Raw genomic sequence first — 17,740 nt, forward strand, 5'->3', positions numbered from 1 at the left:
CTGACAACATGCCCACGACACTGCCGATTCCGATCGAGTTCAGCCTGCCGGAGGGCTGGCGGCCCGCCCCTCCGGACGAGGTCGGCGCCCCGGGCGTGGCGTTCGTCGCCCTGCATCCCGAGCCGGATGCCGGGTTCACCGCCAACATCACCGTCGACGGCGACTTCTGGACGGGCGGGGAAACCCTCGCCGACATCGCCGAGGGGGCGGTGGAGCGGCTGCGCCGGGCCGCCGGGCCGGTGGTGGTCGCCGACCGCCGCGAGCTCGGCTCCGCGGACTCCCCCGCCCTCGGGCAGCGGCTGACGTTCACCGCCGTCGTGGCCGGTGTGCCGCGCGAGCTCGTCCAGTCCCAGGTCTACCTGGCCATGCAGGACGTGGCGGACCCGCACCAGCGCGTGGTGATCCGGCTGATCCTGACCGTCACCGCGACCCAGGAGGACAGCGTGCGGGGGGACTTCCAGGAATTCCTCCGCTCGGTCGGCCCCGACACGGGGGCCGGCGGCCGGGACGCGGGGGCCGGCGGCCAGGGCGCGGCGGCCGGCGGCCAGGGCGCGGGAGCCGGCGGCCCGGACGCGGGAGCCGGCGGCCCGGACGCCGCGGCGGGGGCGGGGGCGTAGCCGTGGGCCTCAAGGACAGGCTGACCGGTACGCGGCGCCCCGACGGCGGCATCCCGCCCGAGCCGGCGGCGGAGGTCCGGGCGGCGCTGCTCGCGCTGGGCGGGCCGGACGTGCCCTACACCGTGCGCAACGCCCTGCCCACGGAGGACGCCGACCTGGTGGCGGAGTGGCGGCTGCGGGAACCCGCCTGGCACGACCACTTCCTCCGCCACCGGCTGGAGCGGCAGGTACAGATCCGGATGCGGATCGACCCGGCCAGGCACGAGGTGCGGACCGCCGACCGGATGTGGGAGGTCACGTGGGTCGGCGGCACGCCCCGGCTGGCGACGTCCGGCGAGCTCTCCCGGGGCCAGGTGACGACGGTGTCGAAGCAGTGGACCATCGGGCGCGGGAAGGACGGCGGCATCGAGGCGACCGGGTCGTTCCGCTTCGATGTGTCGGACATGAAGACGCCGCTGCAGAAGGCCGTCCTCGGCGCGGGCTGGACCTGGCGCGGAGTGCTGTTCGGGCGGCTCTGACCGGGGCGGCGCTGACCGACACGGCGGAGGCCCCGCCCCCTCGGAAGGGGAGCGGGGCCTCCGGCCGTATCGGGCTTGCCCGGGACGGAAGAGTCCGGTCCTCGGATCAGGCCTCGGATCAGGCCTCGGATCAGGCCTCGGATCAGGCCTCGACGACGCCCGAAGCGGCGATCTCGATCTTGGCGCGGGTGGAGCCGGACGACGAGCCCAGCTTCTCGATCGCGTCGACGATCTCGGTGCCCTGGACTACCTCGCCGAAGACGACGTGCTTGCCGTCGAGCCACGGGGTGACGACCGTGGTGATGAAGAACTGCGAGCCGTTGGTGTTGCGGCCGGCGTTCGCCATCGACAGCAGGTACGGGCGGTCGTGCTTCAGCTGGAAGTTCTCGTCGGCGAACTTCTCGCCGTAGATGCTCTTGCCGCCGGTGCCGTTCTGGTTGGTGAAGTCACCACCCTGCAGCATGAACTGCGGGATGACGCGGTGGAACGGCGAGCCCGCGTAGCCGAAGCCGTGCTCGCCGGTGGCCAGCTCGCGGAAGTTCTTCGTGGTCTTCGGGACGACCTCGTCGAAGAGACGGAAGACGATCCGGCCGGCGGCCTCGCCGTTGATGTTGATGTCGAAGTAGACGTTGCTCATGGGGTCCATCCTGTCACTCCCGGTGCCGTACGCGACCCGGCGGGGCCGGAACCCCGCCCCGACCCCGCCCGGCGGCCCGGCGTTCACCCGCCCGTACGGGTCCCCGTTCCCTTGACCGCGTCGAGCGCGTACACGCAGCGGTCCTTGCTGCACGCGTACACCACGCCACCCTCCGCGACCGGGGCCCCGGTGATCTCGCCGCCCGTGGCCAGCTTCCAGCGGAGCTGCCCGCCGGCCGCGTCGAGGGTGTACAGGCAGTGGTCGGCGGAGCCGAAGTGCACCCGGCCGTCGGCGACCGCCGGCGAGCCGGTGATCTCGCCGCCCGCCGCGAACCGCCACTTCGGGGTGCCGGTGACCGCGTCCAGCGTGTACACGGCGCTGCCCGCGCCCAGGTGGATGCTGCCCGACGCGATCAGCACCGGGTCCGAGGACGAGCGCGGCTCGGTGGCGATGCGCCAGCGGTCCTTGCCGGTGACCGCGTCCAGCGCGTACACGGTGCCCAGGTAGTCCACGAGGTACACGCCGCCGCCGGTGACGGCCGCGCCCGGCGCGAACGCCGGCGGGGCGAGGAACACGGCCGGCGCCTCGAAGTGCCAGCGGACCCGACCCGACGCCCGGTCCACGGACAGGACGCGGGTGCCGGCGGCGATGTACGTGTTGCCGTCGGGGGCCGGGGTGACCCGTACCGGCACGTTGCCGCAGGAGGCCGCGTCGCCGACCGGGTACGACCAGGCCTCCACGCCGCTGCGGGCGTCCAGGGCGCGCAGCCGCGCGTCCTGCCACACGTACACCGTGCCCTCGTGCAGGACGGGGGCCGCCTCGGGCGTCTCGAAGTCGCTCTGCGCCCCGGACAGCTCCCACAGCTTCTGGCCGCTGGAGGCCTCCCAGGCCTGGATGCCGCCGCCGCGGGTGGCGGTGACGACGGTGCCCCGGTCGGCGCGCAGGGCGTACACCCAGGCGTCGGTGGACAGCCGCCACCGCTCGGTGCCGTCGGAGGCGTCGAGGGCGAAGAGGGAGGGGCCGTCGGAGGCGTGGATGCGGCCGTCGGAGACGGCCATGGCCCAGGCGACGTCGCGGGTCTTGAACTGGCGGCGGCCGGTGGCCACGTCCAGGGCGTGCACCTCGAAGGAGGTGACGTAGAGCAGCTCGCCGGCGACGGTCGGGGTGCCCCACACCTCGTTGGACATGCGGAACCGCCAGGGGCGCCAGCGGCCGCTGTCGGGGGCCTGGCCCTGGTTCGGCACGGAGGTCGCCGCGGACGACGGCGACGCGGCGGGCACGGGGGCCGCGGAGGCGCCGGCCGGCGGGCGGACCCAGCCGGTCGCGGAGTCGGCGGATCCGGTGTGCGCGGCGGGCGCCGACGCGCTCGCCCGCGGCCCGGGCCCGATCGGCACCGGGGAGCCGCCGAGGCGCACCGGCTCGCCGGTGGGCGCGGGCACGGCGCCGGGCGCGGACGAGGGGGCCGACGAGGGCGCTGACGAGGCCGCCGATGAGGGCGCCGACGTCGGCCGGGGCGGGTGCTGGGGGCGCTGCGGGAGGGGGTGGCCGGTCCGCGGGTCGACGCCGGGTTCGGCGAGGCCGCGGGGCGCGTGGCGGTGCGTGGGCACGTCGGCGGGCCGCCCCTGGGCGCCGGGACCGGGACCGGGGCCGGGACCGGGGCCGCGGCCGCGGCCGGGCGCCGGGACCGGTGCGGCCACCGTGCGCTGGCCGGCGCGCCGGGTCTCGATCATCTCGACGGCCCGGCCGGGCAGCCAGGCGGACGCGGTGCCGCTGTCGTCGCCGCCGTCGAAGAGGTGCGGGGCGAGCTGGGCCTGGAGGTCGGCCGGGGTGGGGCGCTGGGCGGCCTCCATCTGCATGCAGGACTCGATGAGCGGGCGCAGCTCGTCGGGCAGCCCGTCGAGGTTGGGCTCGTCGCGCAGCAGCATGAACACCGTCTCCACCGGGTTCGCCCCGTGGTAGGGCGGGTGCCCGGTCGCGGCGAACACGAGCGTGGAGCCGAGCGAGAAGACGTCGCTGGCGCCCTTGACGCTGCGCGAGTCCTTCGCCTGCTCGGGCGACATGTAGGCGGGGGTGCCGACGGCGACGTTCGTCATGGTCAGGCGGGTGTTGGAGACACCGCTCGCGATACCGAAGTCGATCACGCGCGGGCCGTCCTCGACGACGAGCACGTTCGACGGCTTCAGGTCGCGGTGGACCAGGCCCGCCCCGTGGATGGACTGCAGCGCCTCGGCGATGCCGGCCGCGAGCCACCGTACGGCCTGCACGGGCATCGGCCCGCACTCGTTGACGATCTCCTCCAGGGAGGGCGCCGGGACGTACGCGGTCGCCAGCCACGGCACGGCCGCCCGCGGGTCGGCGTCGACCACGGCCGCGGTGTAGAAGCCGGACACGGCGCGCGCCGCCTCCACCTCGCGGGTGAAGCGCACCCGGAACAGCTGGTCCTCGGCGAGCTCGGTCCGCACTGTCTTGATCGCCACCCGGCGTCCGGACGCCGACCGTGCGAGATAGACCAGCCCCATGCCGCCGGCGCCGAGCCGTCCCAGCACCTCGAAGGGGCCGATCCGTCTCGGGTCGTGCTGCGTCAGCTGCTCCACCACTCGCCTCACACCTCCCCGTACGGGCCTTGGCCTGGCCCGTTTCCACCTGCACGCGCGCCCGCACGGTGGTCGGCCTCCGTGCAGCGTTGCTTTCCGGGCGTCGTCCGGAGTCGCGCAACCCCGATTCTGTCAGGCCCGCGCCCAGGGCGTGTCGTCACAGTCGGGGCCGTGCCGCGTCGCGTCGCTCCGAAGGGGCCGGGGCGGCCGGTCCGGGCGGCCCGGGCAGGGCACTTCGGGCCGGTCCGGGCGCGCCTGAGCGGGCGCTTCAGGCCGGTCCGGGCGGGCCGGGCGGGGCACTTCAGGCCGGTCCGGGCCGGTCGGCGGACTCGGAGAGGAGGGCGAAGACCGCGCCCTGGTTGTCCGCGACGACCGCGATCCGCCCGTAAGGCGTGTCGAAGGGATCGGCGGTGACACGGCCGCCCAGCCGCTTGACGATCTCGACGGACCGGTCGCAGTCCGGGACGGCGAAGTACGCGAGGAAGTGCGCCGGCATGATCTCCGGGAAGGCGTCGGTGATCAGGCTGCGCCCCAGGACGGCCGTCTCGGCCCCGGGCGCGCTGCCGGGCGGGGACCACAGCCGGTACTCGACGCCGGAGCCGTCGTCGTCCTGGTCCTCGGGGACGAAGCCGAAGACGTTGGCGTAGAAGACGTCGACGGCGTCGCGGGCCCGGGTGTAGAGCTCCGCCCAGCAGTAGGTGTACGGCTCCAGCCAGGCCTCGAAGCCGTGGTGGGTGCCGGGCTGCCACAGGCCGAAGACGGCCCCGCCGGGGTCGGCGGCCAGGGCCGCGGTGCCGTACGGGCCGACGGGCTGCGGGTCCATCACCATCTGGCCGCCGGAGGCGCGGATGCGGGCGGCGCAGGCGTAGGCATCGTTGGTGTAGAGGTAGATCCCCCAGACGGTGGGCATGCGGCCGTCGGGTTTCGGGGCGAGGGCGGCGACGTTGCGGCCGCGGCTGTAGGCCTGGGTGTAGCCGCCGTACGCGGCGCCGGCGCTCTCGCTGAAGGTCCACCCGAAGAGCTCGCCGTAGAAGCGCTTGCCCGCCTCGACGTCCGGAAGCGAGGCGTCCACCCAGCAGGGTGTGCCTTCCGCGAATGCGGCCATGGCCCGTTTCCTTCCGTTGTGCGGGGGTGTGTACCCTCCGTACGCTCCCGCGCAGCTCCCAGCGATGTCCCCTTCGGCCATGATCTGCCCGAAGACTTGTCCACAGCCTGTTGATAAGACTAATCGGGGGATACTGGAAGAAAGCGACCACCCCCCTCGGGCGGCCGGACCGGACCGCGCCCCGGGCTGTTCCCGGACGCATCCGCAGGCAGTACCGCGGATGCGCTGCGGGTGCACTGCGGGTGCGCTGCGGATGCACCGCGGATGCACGGCGGACGGCCCCCGGACCGCACGCGGGGCCGTGGCGGCGGCCGAAAACGGCCGGAAACCGCCCGCCGGAACCCTCGGGAGCGCCCATTGCCCAGGCCAGGTACCACGTAACCCCATTTGCAGGCGGCCGAATCGCGCCCAGATCACCCCTCGGTAAGCTGACGGCATGACAGGACAAGTACGCACCGTCGACGGCCGCGTTGCCGGCCGACGCGGTCAGGCGACGCGGCAGAAGCTGCTCGACTGCCTCGGCGAGATGCTCAGCTCCTCGCCGTACCGCGACGTCAAGGTCATCGACGTCGCCCGCAAGGCCGGAACCTCCCCCGCGACCTTCTACCAGTACTTCCCGGACGTCGAGGGCGCCGTCCTGGAGATCGCCGAGCAAATGGCCACCGAAGGTGCGCAGTTGACCTCGCTCGTCGAGGGGCGCAGCTGGGTCGGCAAGGCCGGCTGGCAGGCGGCCGAGGAGCTCGTCGAGGGCTTCCTGGACTTCTGGCGGCGCAACGACGCGATCCTGCGCGTCGTCGACCTCGGCGCAGCCGAGGGCGACAAGCGCTTCTACAAGATCCGCATGAAGATCCTGAACTCCGTCACCAACTCCCTTACGGAGTCGATCAAGGAGCTCCAGGCCAAGGGCAAGGTCGACAAGGAACTCAGCCCGGCGGCGATGGCGGGCTCGCTGGTCGCGATGCTGGCCGCGGTCGCCTCGCACCAGAAGGGCTTCCAGACCTGGGGCGTCAAGCAGGCCGAGCTCAAGCCGAACCTGGCGCTCCTCGTCCACCTGGGCATGACCGGCAAGAAGCCGACCAGGTAGCGGCGGACCTCCGGCGCCGGGGATCCGCCGCGATCAACGACGCTCCAGGCGGAACAACCGGATCTCCCGCTCGATGCGCGCCTGGTACGTCGCATACGGCGGCCAGAACCTCAACACGGCCCGCCACGCCGCGGCGCGCTCCGCGCCCTGCAGCAGCCGTGCCCGTACGGCGATGTCCCGGCCCTTCCAACTCACCTGTGCGTCGGGATGCTTGAGCAGGTTCGCGGTCCACGCCGGGTGCCCGGGGCGGCCGAAGTTGGAGCCGATCAGGATCCACCCGGCGCCGGACTCCTCCGGCATGCAGGCGAGCGGCGTGCTGCGCGGCTGCCCGGTCCTCGCACCCTTGGCGGTGAGGATCACCCCGGGGAGCATGCGGGCGCTGGGGATGACCCTGCCGCGGGTGAGGCGGTGCACGGCCCGGTCAAGGGCGGGGATGACGTGCGGTGCGATCCGGGCGAAGAGCACGGTCGAGGAGATCTTCTGGACGAACGTGACGCCGAGAGCCATCAGACGACCGCCTTCTCGCTCGGGTGGAGGGGGTGCGCGGAAACGGGTTCAGGTGCGGATGCGGACGCGGACGCGGATATGGGTGTGGATGCGGGCGCGGGCGCGGATGCGGGTACGGCTCCTCCGGGGGTGAACAGGCCCGCCTGGTGGGCCGCGTACGCCCGCAGCCGGTGGACCGGGCCGAAGAGCAGCTCGTCGGCCGCCGCCCGCTTGAAGTACAGGTGGGCGTCGTGCTCCCAGGTGAAGCCGATGCCGCCGTGCAGCTGGATCGCCTCGCCCGCCGTGAGCCGCAGGGCCTCCAGCGCCTGGGCGAGGGCGAGGCCGCCCTGCCCCGGGTCCCATGCGGCGTAGTACGCGGCCGAGCGGGCCGCCTGGACCTGCACGTACAGGTCGGCGAGCCGGTGCTTGACCGCCTGGAACGAGCCGACGGGCCGGCCGAACTGCTCCCGGGTCCGTACGTACTCCACCGTCTGGTCCAGCGCCCGGCCGGCCGCCCCGGCCGCCTCGGCGGCGAGCACGGCGGCGGCGGTGCGCCCGGTGGCGGCGAGCGCGCGGAGGGTGCGGTCTCCGGAGCCGCCGGAGCCGCCGGAGTCGCCGGAGTCGCCGGAGTCGCCGGAGTTGCTGTCGATGCCGGAGTTGCTGTCGCCGGCGCCGTCCTCGCCCAGCAACTCGGATTCGACGTCACGCAGTTGGACGCACGCCTGCGGCCGGGTCTCGTCCAGGACGGTCTGCCGCGACCGGACGAGCCCGGGCGCGTCCCCCCGCACCAGGAACAGCAGGGTCCGGCTCCGGGCGAACCCGCCCGTGTGCGCGGGGACCAGCAGCAGGCCCGCACTGTGCCCGTCGAGCACCTGCACGGCCTCCCCGTACAGCCGCCAGCCGCCCCCCTCGGCCCGGCGGGCCTGCACCCCGCCGGCCCGGCCGCCGCCCGCCCAGTCGCCCGGGGCGTTGTCGCCGGTCAGCCCGAGGGCCGTGGACAGGGCCGGGCCGGGGACCGCCAGCGCGGCGGTGAGCCCGCCGGAGGCGAGCTCCGGCAGCAGCGCGGAGCGCTGGGCGGCGCTGCCGAGGGCGGTGACCAGCGGCGCGGCCAGTGCGGCGGTGGCGAACAGCGGCGAGGGCAGCAGCGCCCGCCCGGTCTCCTCGCAGGCCAGCGCCAGGTCGCCGGGGGTGCAGCCCACACCCCCGTACTCCTCGGCCACCGCGATGCCGGGCAGGCCGACCTGCCGTGCCAGCTGCCCCCACAGCTCCCGGTCGTAGCCGTCGGGGGTGCGGACGGCGGCCTTGACCTCGTCGGGGCCGCAGCGTTTGGCCAGGATCTCGCGCAGGGTGCGGCGCATGCCGTCCTGCTCCGCGGTGAAGGCGGCATCCATCATCGGGCTCCTCCCCGTATCTGACGGCGCGTCATATTAGGGCGGGCGCTTGCAGATGCCCAGAGGCGCAACACCACGGGAAGCGGGGGCCGGGGTGGCCGCCTCCCGCGGAGCGACCCTAGAAACTGACGGACAGTCAGCTGTACGGTCCTCCCATGCCTGGACCCCTGTCTGGACCCGTGCCTGGCCCCCGCCCTGGACCCGCGCCCGAGCCGTCGCCCGGGCCGTCGCCCGAGCCCCTGGGCGGCCCCGCCCCCTCCCCCGCCGCACCGCGCCGCAGGGTCGCGGTCGTCGGCGTCGCCCTCTCGGACTGCGGCCGCGTCGACGGCCCCACCCCGTACGCCCTGCACGCGCAGGCCGCCCGGCGCGCCCTCGCCGACTCCGGCCTGGACCGCTCCGTCATCGACGGCTTCGCCTCGGCCGGCCTCGGCACGCTCGCCCCGGTCGAGGTGGCCGAATACCTGGGCCTGCGCCCCTCCTGGGTCGACTCCACCTCGGTCGGCGGCTCGACCTGGGAGGTCATGGCCGCGCACGCCGCCGACGCCATCGCCGCAGGCCACGCCCGCGCCGTCCTGCTGGTCTACGGGTCCACCGCCCGGGCCGACATCAAGGCCCGGCGCCGCACCTCGAACCTCTCCTTCGGCGCGCGCGGGCCGCTGCAGTTCGAGGTCCCGTACGGGCACACGCTCGTCGCCAAGTACGCGATGGCCGCCCGCCGCCACATGCACCGGTACGGGACCACGCTGGAACAGCTCGCCTCGGTCGCCGTACAGGCCCGCGCGAACGCGGCCGGCAACCCGGACGCGATGTTCCGCGACCCGATCACGGTCGACGACGTCCTGTCCGGCGAGATGATCGCCGACCCCTTCACGAAGCTGCACTGCTGCATCCGCTCCGACGGCGGCTGCGCGGTCCTGCTGGCCGCCGAGGACTGCGTACCGGACACCGCCAAGAGGCCGGTCTGGATCCTGGGGACGGGTACCGCCGTGTCCCACACCACCATGTCGGAATGGGAGGACTTCACGGTCTCCCCGGCCGCCGTCTCCGGCCGCCTGGCCTTCCGGCGAGCCGGGCTCACCCCGGCGGACGTGGACGTCGCCGAGCTGTACGACGCCTTCACGTACATGACCCTGGTGACGCTGGAGGACCTCGGCTTCTGCGCGAAGGGGGAAGGCGGAGCCTTCGTGGAGAAGGGCCGCCTGCTGCGGGACGGCGAGTTGCCGGTCAACACCGACGGCGGCGGCCTCTCGGCCTGCCACCCCGGCATGCGAGGCCTGTTCCTGCTGGTCGAGGCGGTCCGGCAACTCCGCGGCGAACGCGGCCCGGGCCAGGTCACCCGTCGCGACGGCACCCTCCCGGAAGTGGCCCTGGCCTCGGGCACGGGAGGCTGGTTCTGCTCGTCGGGGACGGTGATCCTGGGACGGGGGTGAAGGGGTGAGGGGGTGAGGGGGCCGAGGGGCCGGGGCAGGGGGCGGTCGGCGGGTGAGGGAGGGGCGCCCGCGGCCCACCGGCCGTCCCCGCCCGGCCGCCGCCTACGCTGGCCCCATGCCCGCTGCGACCGACAAGCCCGACGAGTTCCACAGCACCCTGCACTCGCTCCGCGTGTGGGACACCCGGCTCCCCGCCTTCGACCCCGAAGCCGCGCCCGACGCGCCGGTGCCGCTGTTCCGGGAGTGGTTCGTGCACGCCGCCCGGGCGGGGCAGGTCGAGCCGCACACGATGAGCCTGGCCACCGTGGACGCGGAGGGGCGGCCCGACGTCCGGATCCTGATGCTGCACGACGCCGACTCCCGCGGCTGGCACTTCGCCTCGCACGCCACCAGCGCCAAGGGCCGCCAGCTGGCCGGGCAGCCGGATGCGGCGCTGGTGTTCTACTGGGCCGCGGTCGGCCGCCAGGTCCGGATCCGGGGCCGGGTCACCGCGTGCGGCCCGCAGGAGAGCCGGGCGGACCTGGCGGTCCGCTCGCAGGGCGCGCTCGCCGCGGCGCTCACCGGCCGGCAGAGCGAGGTGCTCGGCTCCGTGCGGGAGCTGGCCGAGGCCTCGGCCGCAGCCTGGGAGCGGGCCGGTGCGGAACCGGACGCTCCTGCCCCGACCTGGACGCGGTACGTCCTCGACCCCGCCGAGGTCGAGTTCTTCCAGGGCGACGCCGCCCGCCGGCACGTCCGCCTGCGCTACCGCCGCACGCCGGACGCCTCCGCGTGGGTCCGCGAGCTGCTCTGGCCCTGACCTCCCCACACCACCCCGGCCCCACGGACCACCTCGGTCCCACAGATCACCCCGGCTCCACGGACCACCCCGGCCCCACGGACCACCCCGGCCCCACGGCTCACCGCGGGCGGAACACCGGCACCCACACGCCCTCCGCCGCCTCGCGGAACGCCACCTCCAGCGGCATCCCGACGCGGAGGTCCGCCGGGTCGCAGTCGACGACCTCCGTCATCATCCGCGGCCCCTCGGCCAGGTCGACGACCGCGGCCGTGTACGGGACGCGCTGCCCGAACGGCGGCAGGTCGTTGCGGTGGACCACGGACCAGGTGTAGAGGGTGGCGCTTCCGCCGGCCTGCTCCCAGGCGACCTGCTCCTCCCCCGCCCAGCAGAAGGGGCAGAACTCCCGCGGGTAGTGGTGCGCCCGCCCGCACTGCGCGCAGCGGCGCAGCAGGAGCCGGCCTTCGGCGGCCGCCTCCCAGTAGGGGCGGGTGAACGCGTCGGCGTCCGGCAGGTCGTACCGTGCGGCGCTCACCGGAACAGTCCCAGTGCCGAGTCGAGGGACCAGGCCTGCCAGCCCATGGCGAAGAGCGCGACGAGGGAGACGAGCATCATCATCGCGTTCTGCCCCTGCTCCGCCCAGTCGTGGATCATCAGCAGCAGGTAGAGCAGGTTCAGCAGCAGCCCGCCCACCAGCGCGACCGGTGTGAGGAACCCGAGCACGAGGCCCAGGCCGAGTGCGAGTTCCGCGTAGACGACGACGTACGCCATCAGCCGCTGCCTGGGCTGGACGACCTTCTCGAAGCCGCGCTTGACGAACGGCCAGCGGTGCTTGCCCGCGACGTCGGCGGCCCAGGCGATGCCGGTGCCGCGCTCGAACCAGCCCTTCTTGTCCTTGTGCCGCCAGCTCTCCAGCCACCACAGGCCGAGGCCTATCCGGAGTACGGCGAGCCACTCGGCCCCACTGAGCCAGACGGTCCGCATGGGCAGTCCCCGCCTTCCCTCTCCACCCGATCTGACGGTACGTCAGTTGAGCGGATCCGCGCCGATCCCGCAAGGCCCCCGCCGCACCCCCGTACGCCCGCCCGCTCCACACCCGCCGTGACCGATCCGCAATCGATTCCCTCCTTCTCCGAGACCCAACAACGCTGTGTGTCGATACGATCACTCTTCATGCCCGGAGTCCCCGCCACCCCAGACATGACCACCCAGCCCCGCCCCGTGTACGTGATAGGCGCCGGGCCCGGCGGGCTCGCCGCGGCCGCCGCGCTGCGCGCCCGCGGAATCCGGGCGGTGGTCGTCGAGAAGGCCGACACGGTCGGGCCCTCCTGGCGCGGCCACTACGACCGCCTCCACCTGCACACCACCCGCCGGCTCTCCGCCCTGCCGGGCCTGGCCATGCCCCGCCGGTTCGGCCGGTGGGTGTCCCGCGACAACGTGGTGCGCTACCTGGAGAAGTACGCCGAGTTCCACGAGCTGGAGCTCGTCACCGGCGTCGAGGTGACCCGCATCGAACGCGCCCCGCACACCGACAGCACCGACGGCACCGACGGCACCGAAGACGCCGCCGACTCCGACCCCACCGCCAAGGGCAAGCCCAAGACCGGCCGCAAGAGCGGCCGCAAGACGAAGCGCAAGGCCGGCAGCCGCCCCGAATCCGACACCTGGCTCCTGCACGCCACCGGCGGGCGCGTGCTCACCGGCCGTGCCGTGGTCGTCGCCACCGGGTTCAACCACACGCCCGCGGTCCCCGACTGGCCGGGCCGCGACACGTACGGCGGGCAGCTGCTGCACGCCCGCGACTACCGGAACCCGGAGCCGTACACCGGCCTGGACGTCCTCGTGGTCGGCGTCGGCAACACCGGCGCCGAGATAGCCGTCGACCTCGCCGAGGGCGGCGCCGCACGGGTGCGGCTCGCCGTGCGGACCGCCCCGCACATCGTGCGCCGCTCCACCGCCGGCTGGCCCGCCCAGCGCAGCGCGATCCTGGTGCGGCGGCTGCCCGTACCGGTCGTGAACGGGCTGTCCGCACTCATCTCCAGGGCGTCCGTCCCGGACCTTTCGGCGTACGGGCTCCCCCGCCCCGCCACCGGCCTGTACAGCAGGGTCAAGCAGGGGGCGATCCCGGTGCAGGACGTCGGCCTGATCGACGCGGTCCGCGCCGGCCGGGTCGAGCCCGTCGCCGCGGTGGACTCCTTCGACGGCCCGGACGTCGTACTCGCCGACGGCTCGCGGATCACCCCGGACGTGGTGATAGCCGCCACCGGCTACCGGCGCGCCCTGGAGGGCCTGGTCGGGCACCTGGACGTACTCGACGAGCGCGGCCGGCCCCGCGCGCACGGCGCACGCACCCTGCCCCACGCACCGGGCCTGCACTTCACCGGCTTCGGCAACCCCATCAGCGGCATGTTCCGCGAGATGGCCCTGGACGCCGAGAAGATCGCCAAGGCCCTGACCCGCCGCCTCGGCGCCCGGCCCGGAGCCCGAACCGGAGCCCGAACCGGGAACGAGCCTCTCCCGGACACCGGCCTCCGCCCGGTCGACCCCCTCGCCTGACCGCATCCCCCTCACCCCTGCCCGGCCCGCGCCGGCCCCTCTCACCCCCGCCCCGGCCAGGCCTGCCCCAAGCTCGTCCGAATCCGCCCCTGGACCCGCCCCTCCTGCATCTGTCACCGTTCCCTTCCACACATCTCCTCCACCACCTTTCCTGCGCAGCACTGTTCCTGACGGCATGTCAGTTAAGTACTCTGGGTCTGGCCGAGAATCTGACGACACGTCAGTAATGGCCACTGAGGCTGATCGTCCATCGAGCAGGGAGCGGGCGAAGCGATGCTTGGATCTACTCACGGCACCCTGACCACCGACTTCCGCGCGCGTGTCGAGGCCTGCGGGGAGACCCCCCGGGAGGCCGTCCACTCCACCGCACCGGCCTCCGCCGAGGACGCGATCGCCCTGGACGTGAGCGGGCGGCCCCTGGACGCCGAGGTACCGGACCTGGACCGGTTCTTCCGGCCCGAATCCGTCGCCGTCATCGGTGCCTCCGACGCCGAGGGCAGGCCCAACACCGGCATCACCCGGCAGCTCATCGCCTGGGCGGAGCGCGTCGGCGCCCGGATCCACCCCGTGCACCCGACCCGCACCACCGTCTTCGGGCTGCCCTGCCACCCCTCCGTGGCCGCACTGCCCGAGCGGGTGGACCTCGCCGTGCTGCTCGTCGGCGACCCCGTCCCGGTGATCGAGGAGCTGGCCGAGGCCAAGGTGAAGTTCGCCGTCGCCTTCGCCTCCGGCTTCGCCGAGACCGGCGAGACCGGGGCCGCCGCCCAGGCGCGGCTGGCCGCCGCGGTCCGGCGATCGGGCCTGCGCCTCCTCGGCCCCAACACCAACCTCAACGCCTTCCAGGAGTTCCGCGACGACCTCCAGGGCCCGGCCATCGCGCTGATCACCCAGTCCGGCCACCAGGGCCGGCCCGTGTACACCCTCCAGGAGCTGGGCATACGGCTCTCCCACTGGGCTCCCACGGGCAACGAGGCGGACCTCGAAACCGCCGACTTCATCTCCTACTTCGCCGAGCAGCCCGAGGTCGGCGCGATCGCCTGCTACGTGGAGGGCCTCAAGGACGGCCGGTCGTTCCTCCTGGCCGCCGACCGGGCCGCCCGCAACGGGGTCCCGGTCGTCGCCGTCAAGGTCGGCCGCACGGAGACCGGCGCCCGGACCGCCGCCTCCCACACCGGCAAGCTCACCGGTGCCGACGCCGTCGTCGACGCCGCGATGCGCCAGTTCGGCGTCATCCGCGTCGACGCCCTGGACGAGCTGCAGGACACCGCCGCGCTGCTCGCCCGGGCCCGCCGGCCCCGGGCCGACGGGGTCGTCGTCTACTCCATCTCCGGCGGCACCGGAGCCCACTTCTCCGACCTCGCCACCGAGGCCGGACTCCGCCTGCCCGCGCTCTCGCAGGCCAAGCAGGACGAGCTGCACCAGTGGATCCCGGACTATCTGAACGTCGCCAATCCCGTCGACAACGGCGGCCACCCGGTCGGCGACTGGCGCGGCCGGAAGATCATCGACGCGATCCTCGCCGACCCCTCCGTGGGCGCGCTGATCTGTCCGATCACCGGCCCCTTCCCGCCCATGAGCGACCGGCTCGCCCAGGACCTGGCGGACGCCGCCGAGGAGACCGACAAGCTGATCTGCGTGGTCTGGGGCTCGCCCGTCGGCACCGAGGACGCCTACCGCACCACCCTGCTCGGCTCCTCCCGCGTGGCCACCTTCCGCACCTTCGGCAACTGCATCACCGCCGTACGCGCCTACCTCGACCACCACCGCTTCACCACCGGCTACCGGTCCCCCTTCGCCGACGCCCCGCGGACCCCGTCCCCCTCGTACCGCAAGGCGCAGGCGCTGATGCGCCCGGGCCAGCAGCTCAGCGAGCACGCGGCGAAACAGCTGCTGCGGGCGTACGGGATCCGGGTCCCGCGCGAGCAGCTCGTCACCAGCGCGGCGGCCGCGGTCCGCGCGGCGGGCCTGGTCGGCTACCCGGTGGTGATGAAGGCCTCGGGCCCGCAGCTCGCGCACAAGACGGAGCTGGGGCTGGTGAAGGTCGGGCTGACCTCGGCGAGCCAGATCCGGGACGCGTACCGGGAACTCACCGACATCGCGCGGTACGAGAACATCCCGCTGGACGGGATCCTCGTCTGCCAGATGGTGCGGCGCGGGGTCGAGATGTTCGTCGGCGTCACGCAGGACGAGCTCTTCGGCCCGACCGTGACGGTGGGGCTCGGCGGGGTCCTGGTCGAAGTGCTGCACGACGCGGCGGTACGGGTGCCGCCGTTCGGCGAGGACCAGGCCCGGGCAATGCTGGCCGAGCTGCGCGGCCGGGCCCTGCTGGACGGGGTCCGGGGGGCGCCCCCGGCGGACGCCGACGCGCTGGTCGAGGTCGTGCTGCGGGTGCAGCGGATGGCGCTGGAGCTGGGCGGTGTCCTGTCGGAGCTCGACATCAACCCGCTGATGGTGCTCCCGCGCGGGCAGGGAGCGGTGGCACTGGACGCCCTGGCCATCTGCCGCTGACACCGCCGCCGTCGGCGCTGCCGCTGTCGCTGTCGCCACCACCGCTGTCGCCACTGCCGGCGGCGAAGCCCCTGCGGGCGGGTCCGGGGCGCGGGCCGGCGCCCACGCCCCGCGGGCCGGGAGCCCCCGCAAGCCCGGCACGTCCCGCAAGGCCCGTGAGGCCCGTAAGGCCCATGAGGCAGGCAGTCCGCATGCCGCCCGTGCGGCGCGTACAGCCCGCGCGACCCGTTCCGCCCTCACCCCGAATCGGAGCAGCTCGCCCATGACCGACTCCCCCCAAGTCGAACCCTCCGCGGCAACAGAACCCCTCGACACATTGGTACTGCACCGCACTGACAACGGGGTGTCGTGGATCACCCTCAACCGCCCCGAGGCCATGAACGCCGTGACCTGGGACCAGCGCGAACGCGTCATCACGCTGCTCGCCGGGGCCGCCGCGGACCCCGCCGTCCGGGCCGTCGTCATCACCGCCACCGGCAGGGGTTTCTGCGCGGGCGCCGACCTGCGCGGCGCGCCCGCGACCGGCACCGCGACCGGCACCGCAGCCGGCACCGCAACCGGCGGCCCGACGGGCGGCCCGACCGGCGGCGAGCGCGTCGCCGGCGACGTGGCCCGGATGATCCGGCTCGGGGCGCAGCGCCTGATCACCGCCGTGCTCGACTGCGAGAAACCGGTCATCGCCGCCGTCAACGGCACCGCGGCCGGTATCGGCGCGCATCTCGCGCTCGCCTGCGACCTGGTCGTGGCGGCCGAGTCGGCCCGTTTCGTCGAGGTGTTCGTCCGCCGCGGCCTCGTCCCCGACGGCGGTGGCGCCTACCTGCTCCCGCGGCTGGTCGGCCCGCAGCGCGCCAAGGAACTGATCTTCTTCGGGGATGCGGTCCCGGCCGCGGAGGCCCAGCGGCTCGGGCTCGTCAACCGGGTCGTCCCCGACGGGGAGCTGGAGGCCGCCGCGCGGGAGTGGGCCGAGCGCCTGGCGCAGGGGCCGACACGGGCGATCGCCCTGGCCAAGCAGCTGGTCAACGCCTCCCTGGACGGTGACCGGGCCGCGGCCCTGGCCGCGGAGGCCGCCGCTCAGGAGATCAACATGACGACGGCCGACGCGGCGGAGGGCGTGGCGAGCTTCGTGGAGCGCCGCACGCCGAAGTACCGGGGCCGCTGACCCCGGCCGCGCCCGTGGTCGGCAGCACGAGCGGCTACATCCGGGGATTGGGCTTCAGCAGGGCGAACACCGCGCCGAAGGGGTCCGCCAGCCAGGCGATCCGGCCGACGTCCGGCACGTCCGTCGAGGGCATCAGCACGGTCCCGCCCGCGTTCACCGCGGCCGCCTCGGTCGCGTCGGCGTCCGCCACGTTGAAGTACGGCACCCAGCGCGGCCGCTCCCCGCCGCTCTCGCCGCCCGCCCCGTCGCCCATCGGGGCGATCCCGCCGAACGAGCCCTGCTGCTGGTCGCCCTCCTCGATGCTCAGCACCTGGTACGTCATCCCGGGCGCCTGCATCTCCTCGCGGCGCCAGCCGAAGACCCCGTTGTAGAACGTGAAGGCGGCGGCCGGGTCCGGTACGTGGAGCTCGGCCCACAGCAGCGTGTTCTCGGCGGACGCCACCTCGAAGCCGGCGGTCTTCCCGGGCTGCCAGAGCGCGAACTGCGCCCCCTGCGGGTCGGTGGCCTGCGCGAGCCAGCCCTCGGCCATGGCGTCTTCCGGCTCCATGCGGATCGTCCCGCCGCCGTCCTTGACCGCCGTGACGGTGGCCTGGATGTCCGGGGTCATGAAGTAGACCATCCAGGCCGACTTCGCGCCCTCCTCGGTCAGCTGCCCGAGCCCGGCGACGGTCTTGCCGTCGCGCTGCAGGAACCCGTACCCGCCGGCGTCGGGCCCGGCGGAGGCGTGGCTCCAGCCGAAGACCGCGCCGTAGAAGGCGGCGGCCGCGGCGGTGTCGGGGCTGCCGAGGTCGAGCCAGTTGGGCGAGCCCTTGCTGAAATCGGTTCCGAGCACGGTTCCTCCGGCGGATCGGCGGTACGGGTCCGGGGACACCTTGCCGAG

The 17,740-nt window shown here is 74.3% G+C and carries 16 protein-coding genes; 8 read left to right on the forward strand and 8 right to left on the reverse strand.

Annotated features, from left to right (window positions below):
• Nucleotides 1-8: 8 nt before the first annotated feature.
• On the forward strand, nt 9-617 hold the full coding sequence (locus ACIQUT_RS28565) for a hypothetical protein (protein WP_403566870.1): 609 nt from the start codon (nt 9-11) through the stop codon (nt 615-617).
• A gap of 2 nt (nt 618-619) precedes the next feature.
• Complete coding sequence (locus ACIQUT_RS28570; RefSeq protein WP_403566872.1) at nt 620-1,135, forward strand: hypothetical protein; 516 nt, start codon at nt 620-622, stop codon at nt 1,133-1,135.
• Between the two features lie 142 nt (nt 1,136-1,277).
• Here ACIQUT_RS28570 and ACIQUT_RS28575 read toward each other — a convergent pair whose 3' ends face one another.
• From ACIQUT_RS28575 to ACIQUT_RS28585, 3 genes are all read right to left on the reverse strand, one after another.
• The gene (locus tag ACIQUT_RS28575) at nt 1,278-1,772 is read right to left on the reverse strand and encodes a peptidylprolyl isomerase (protein WP_403566874.1); all 495 of its coding nucleotides are present in this window, start codon (nt 1,770-1,772) and stop codon (nt 1,278-1,280) included.
• An 83-nt stretch (nt 1,773-1,855) separates the two neighbouring features.
• Nucleotides 1,856-4,366 (reverse strand): serine/threonine-protein kinase, encoded by a 2,511-nt coding sequence (locus ACIQUT_RS28580; protein WP_403566970.1) that lies wholly within the window; start codon nt 4,364-4,366, stop codon nt 1,856-1,858.
• A gap of 301 nt (nt 4,367-4,667) precedes the next feature.
• Nucleotides 4,668-5,471 (reverse strand): VOC family protein, encoded by an 804-nt coding sequence (locus tag ACIQUT_RS28585; protein ID WP_403566876.1) that lies wholly within the window; start codon nt 5,469-5,471, stop codon nt 4,668-4,670.
• A gap of 436 nt (nt 5,472-5,907) precedes the next feature.
• Here ACIQUT_RS28585 and ACIQUT_RS28590 point away from each other — a divergent pair, with 436 nt between their 5' ends.
• Nucleotides 5,908-6,555: a TetR family transcriptional regulator gene (locus ACIQUT_RS28590; RefSeq protein ID WP_179176458.1), complete on the forward strand. Its 648-nt coding sequence runs from the start codon at nt 5,908-5,910 to the stop codon at nt 6,553-6,555.
• Nucleotides 6,556-6,588: 33 nt separating this feature from the next.
• On the opposite strand, the gene ACIQUT_RS28595 is transcribed toward ACIQUT_RS28590, so the two are convergent.
• Nucleotides 6,589-7,062, reverse strand: a complete 474-nt coding sequence (locus ACIQUT_RS28595) for a nitroreductase family deazaflavin-dependent oxidoreductase (protein WP_403566877.1) — start codon at nt 7,060-7,062, stop codon at nt 6,589-6,591.
• A complete protein-coding gene (locus tag ACIQUT_RS28600) occupies nt 7,062-8,432 on the reverse strand; it encodes an acyl-CoA dehydrogenase family protein (protein WP_403566972.1) in 1,371 nt (456 codons plus the stop codon). Before ACIQUT_RS28600 ends, ACIQUT_RS28595 begins: the two co-directional genes overlap by 1 nt.
• A gap of 155 nt (nt 8,433-8,587) precedes the next feature.
• On the opposite strand from ACIQUT_RS28600, the gene ACIQUT_RS28605 reads away from it, so the two are divergent.
• Entirely contained in the window at nt 8,588-9,862 is a 1,275-nt protein-coding gene (locus ACIQUT_RS28605) for a thiolase C-terminal domain-containing protein (RefSeq protein WP_403566879.1), read from the forward strand.
• 115 nt (nt 9,863-9,977) lie between these two features.
• Entirely contained in the window at nt 9,978-10,658 is a 681-nt protein-coding gene (locus tag ACIQUT_RS28610; RefSeq protein WP_403566881.1) for a pyridoxal 5'-phosphate synthase, read from the forward strand.
• A 100-nt stretch (nt 10,659-10,758) separates the two neighbouring features.
• On the opposite strand, the gene ACIQUT_RS28615 is transcribed toward ACIQUT_RS28610, so the two are convergent.
• Entirely contained in the window at nt 10,759-11,172 is a 414-nt protein-coding gene (locus ACIQUT_RS28615; protein WP_403566882.1) for a Zn-ribbon domain-containing OB-fold protein, read from the reverse strand.
• Nucleotides 11,169-11,621 carry a DoxX family protein gene (locus tag ACIQUT_RS28620; RefSeq protein WP_403566883.1) on the reverse strand — a complete coding sequence of 151 codons (453 nt, stop codon included), beginning with the start codon at nt 11,619-11,621 and terminating at the stop codon, nt 11,169-11,171. The genes ACIQUT_RS28615 and ACIQUT_RS28620 overlap by 4 nt, the downstream gene beginning before the upstream one ends.
• 189 nt (nt 11,622-11,810) lie before the next feature.
• Here ACIQUT_RS28620 and ACIQUT_RS28625 point away from each other — a divergent pair, with 189 nt between their 5' ends.
• The 3 genes from ACIQUT_RS28625 to ACIQUT_RS28635 all read left to right on the forward strand — a co-directional run bounded on the left by ACIQUT_RS28625 (nt 11,811) and on the right by ACIQUT_RS28635 (nt 16,860).
• A complete protein-coding gene (locus ACIQUT_RS28625; protein ID WP_403566884.1) occupies nt 11,811-13,193 on the forward strand; it encodes a flavin-containing monooxygenase in 1,383 nt (460 codons plus the stop codon).
• A 273-nt stretch (nt 13,194-13,466) separates the two neighbouring features.
• The gene (locus ACIQUT_RS28630; protein ID WP_403566886.1) at nt 13,467-15,701 is read left to right on the forward strand and encodes an acetate--CoA ligase family protein; all 2,235 of its coding nucleotides are present in this window, start codon (nt 13,467-13,469) and stop codon (nt 15,699-15,701) included.
• 262 nt (nt 15,702-15,963) lie between these two features.
• Nucleotides 15,964-16,860, forward strand: a complete 897-nt coding sequence (locus tag ACIQUT_RS28635) for an enoyl-CoA hydratase/isomerase family protein (protein WP_403566888.1) — start codon at nt 15,964-15,966, stop codon at nt 16,858-16,860.
• Nucleotides 16,861-16,894: 34 nt separating this feature from the next.
• Here the strand turns inward: ACIQUT_RS28635 and ACIQUT_RS28640 are convergent, their stop codons facing one another.
• A complete protein-coding gene (locus ACIQUT_RS28640; RefSeq protein ID WP_403566890.1) occupies nt 16,895-17,692 on the reverse strand; it encodes a VOC family protein in 798 nt (265 codons plus the stop codon).
• Nucleotides 17,693-17,740: the final 48 nt, after the last annotated feature.

Source organism: Streptomyces sp. NPDC090445, assembly GCF_044769385.1.
Classification (GTDB): Bacteria; Actinomycetota; Actinomycetes; order Streptomycetales; family Streptomycetaceae; genus Streptomyces.

Bases quoted from the DNA above. Each gene is read 5' to 3' on its own strand.
- ACIQUT_RS28605 (WP_403566879.1), top strand. From the start codon at position 8,588: ATGCCTGGACCCCTGTCTGGACCCGTGCCTGGCCCCCGCCCTGGACCC.
- ACIQUT_RS28590 (WP_179176458.1), top strand. From the start codon at position 5,908: ATGACAGGACAAGTACGCACCGTCGACGGCCGCGTTGCCGGCCGACGC.
- ACIQUT_RS28620 (WP_403566883.1), bottom strand. From the start codon at position 11,621: ATGCGGACCGTCTGGCTCAGTGGGGCCGAGTGGCTCGCCGTACTCCGG.
- ACIQUT_RS28630 (WP_403566886.1), top strand. From the start codon at position 13,467: ATGCTTGGATCTACTCACGGCACCCTGACCACCGACTTCCGCGCGCGT.
- ACIQUT_RS28565 (WP_403566870.1), top strand. From the start codon at position 9: ATGCCCACGACACTGCCGATTCCGATCGAGTTCAGCCTGCCGGAGGGC.
- ACIQUT_RS28600 (WP_403566972.1), bottom strand. From the start codon at position 8,432: ATGGATGCCGCCTTCACCGCGGAGCAGGACGGCATGCGCCGCACCCTG.
- ACIQUT_RS28610 (WP_403566881.1), top strand. From the start codon at position 9,978: ATGCCCGCTGCGACCGACAAGCCCGACGAGTTCCACAGCACCCTGCAC.
- ACIQUT_RS28625 (WP_403566884.1), top strand. From the start codon at position 11,811: ATGCCCGGAGTCCCCGCCACCCCAGACATGACCACCCAGCCCCGCCCC.
- ACIQUT_RS28575 (WP_403566874.1), bottom strand. From the start codon at position 1,772: ATGAGCAACGTCTACTTCGACATCAACATCAACGGCGAGGCCGCCGGC.
- ACIQUT_RS28635 (WP_403566888.1), top strand. From the start codon at position 15,964: ATGACCGACTCCCCCCAAGTCGAACCCTCCGCGGCAACAGAACCCCTC.
- ACIQUT_RS28595 (WP_403566877.1), bottom strand. From the start codon at position 7,062: ATGGCTCTCGGCGTCACGTTCGTCCAGAAGATCTCCTCGACCGTGCTC.
- ACIQUT_RS28585 (WP_403566876.1), bottom strand. From the start codon at position 5,471: ATGGCCGCATTCGCGGAAGGCACACCCTGCTGGGTGGACGCCTCGCTT.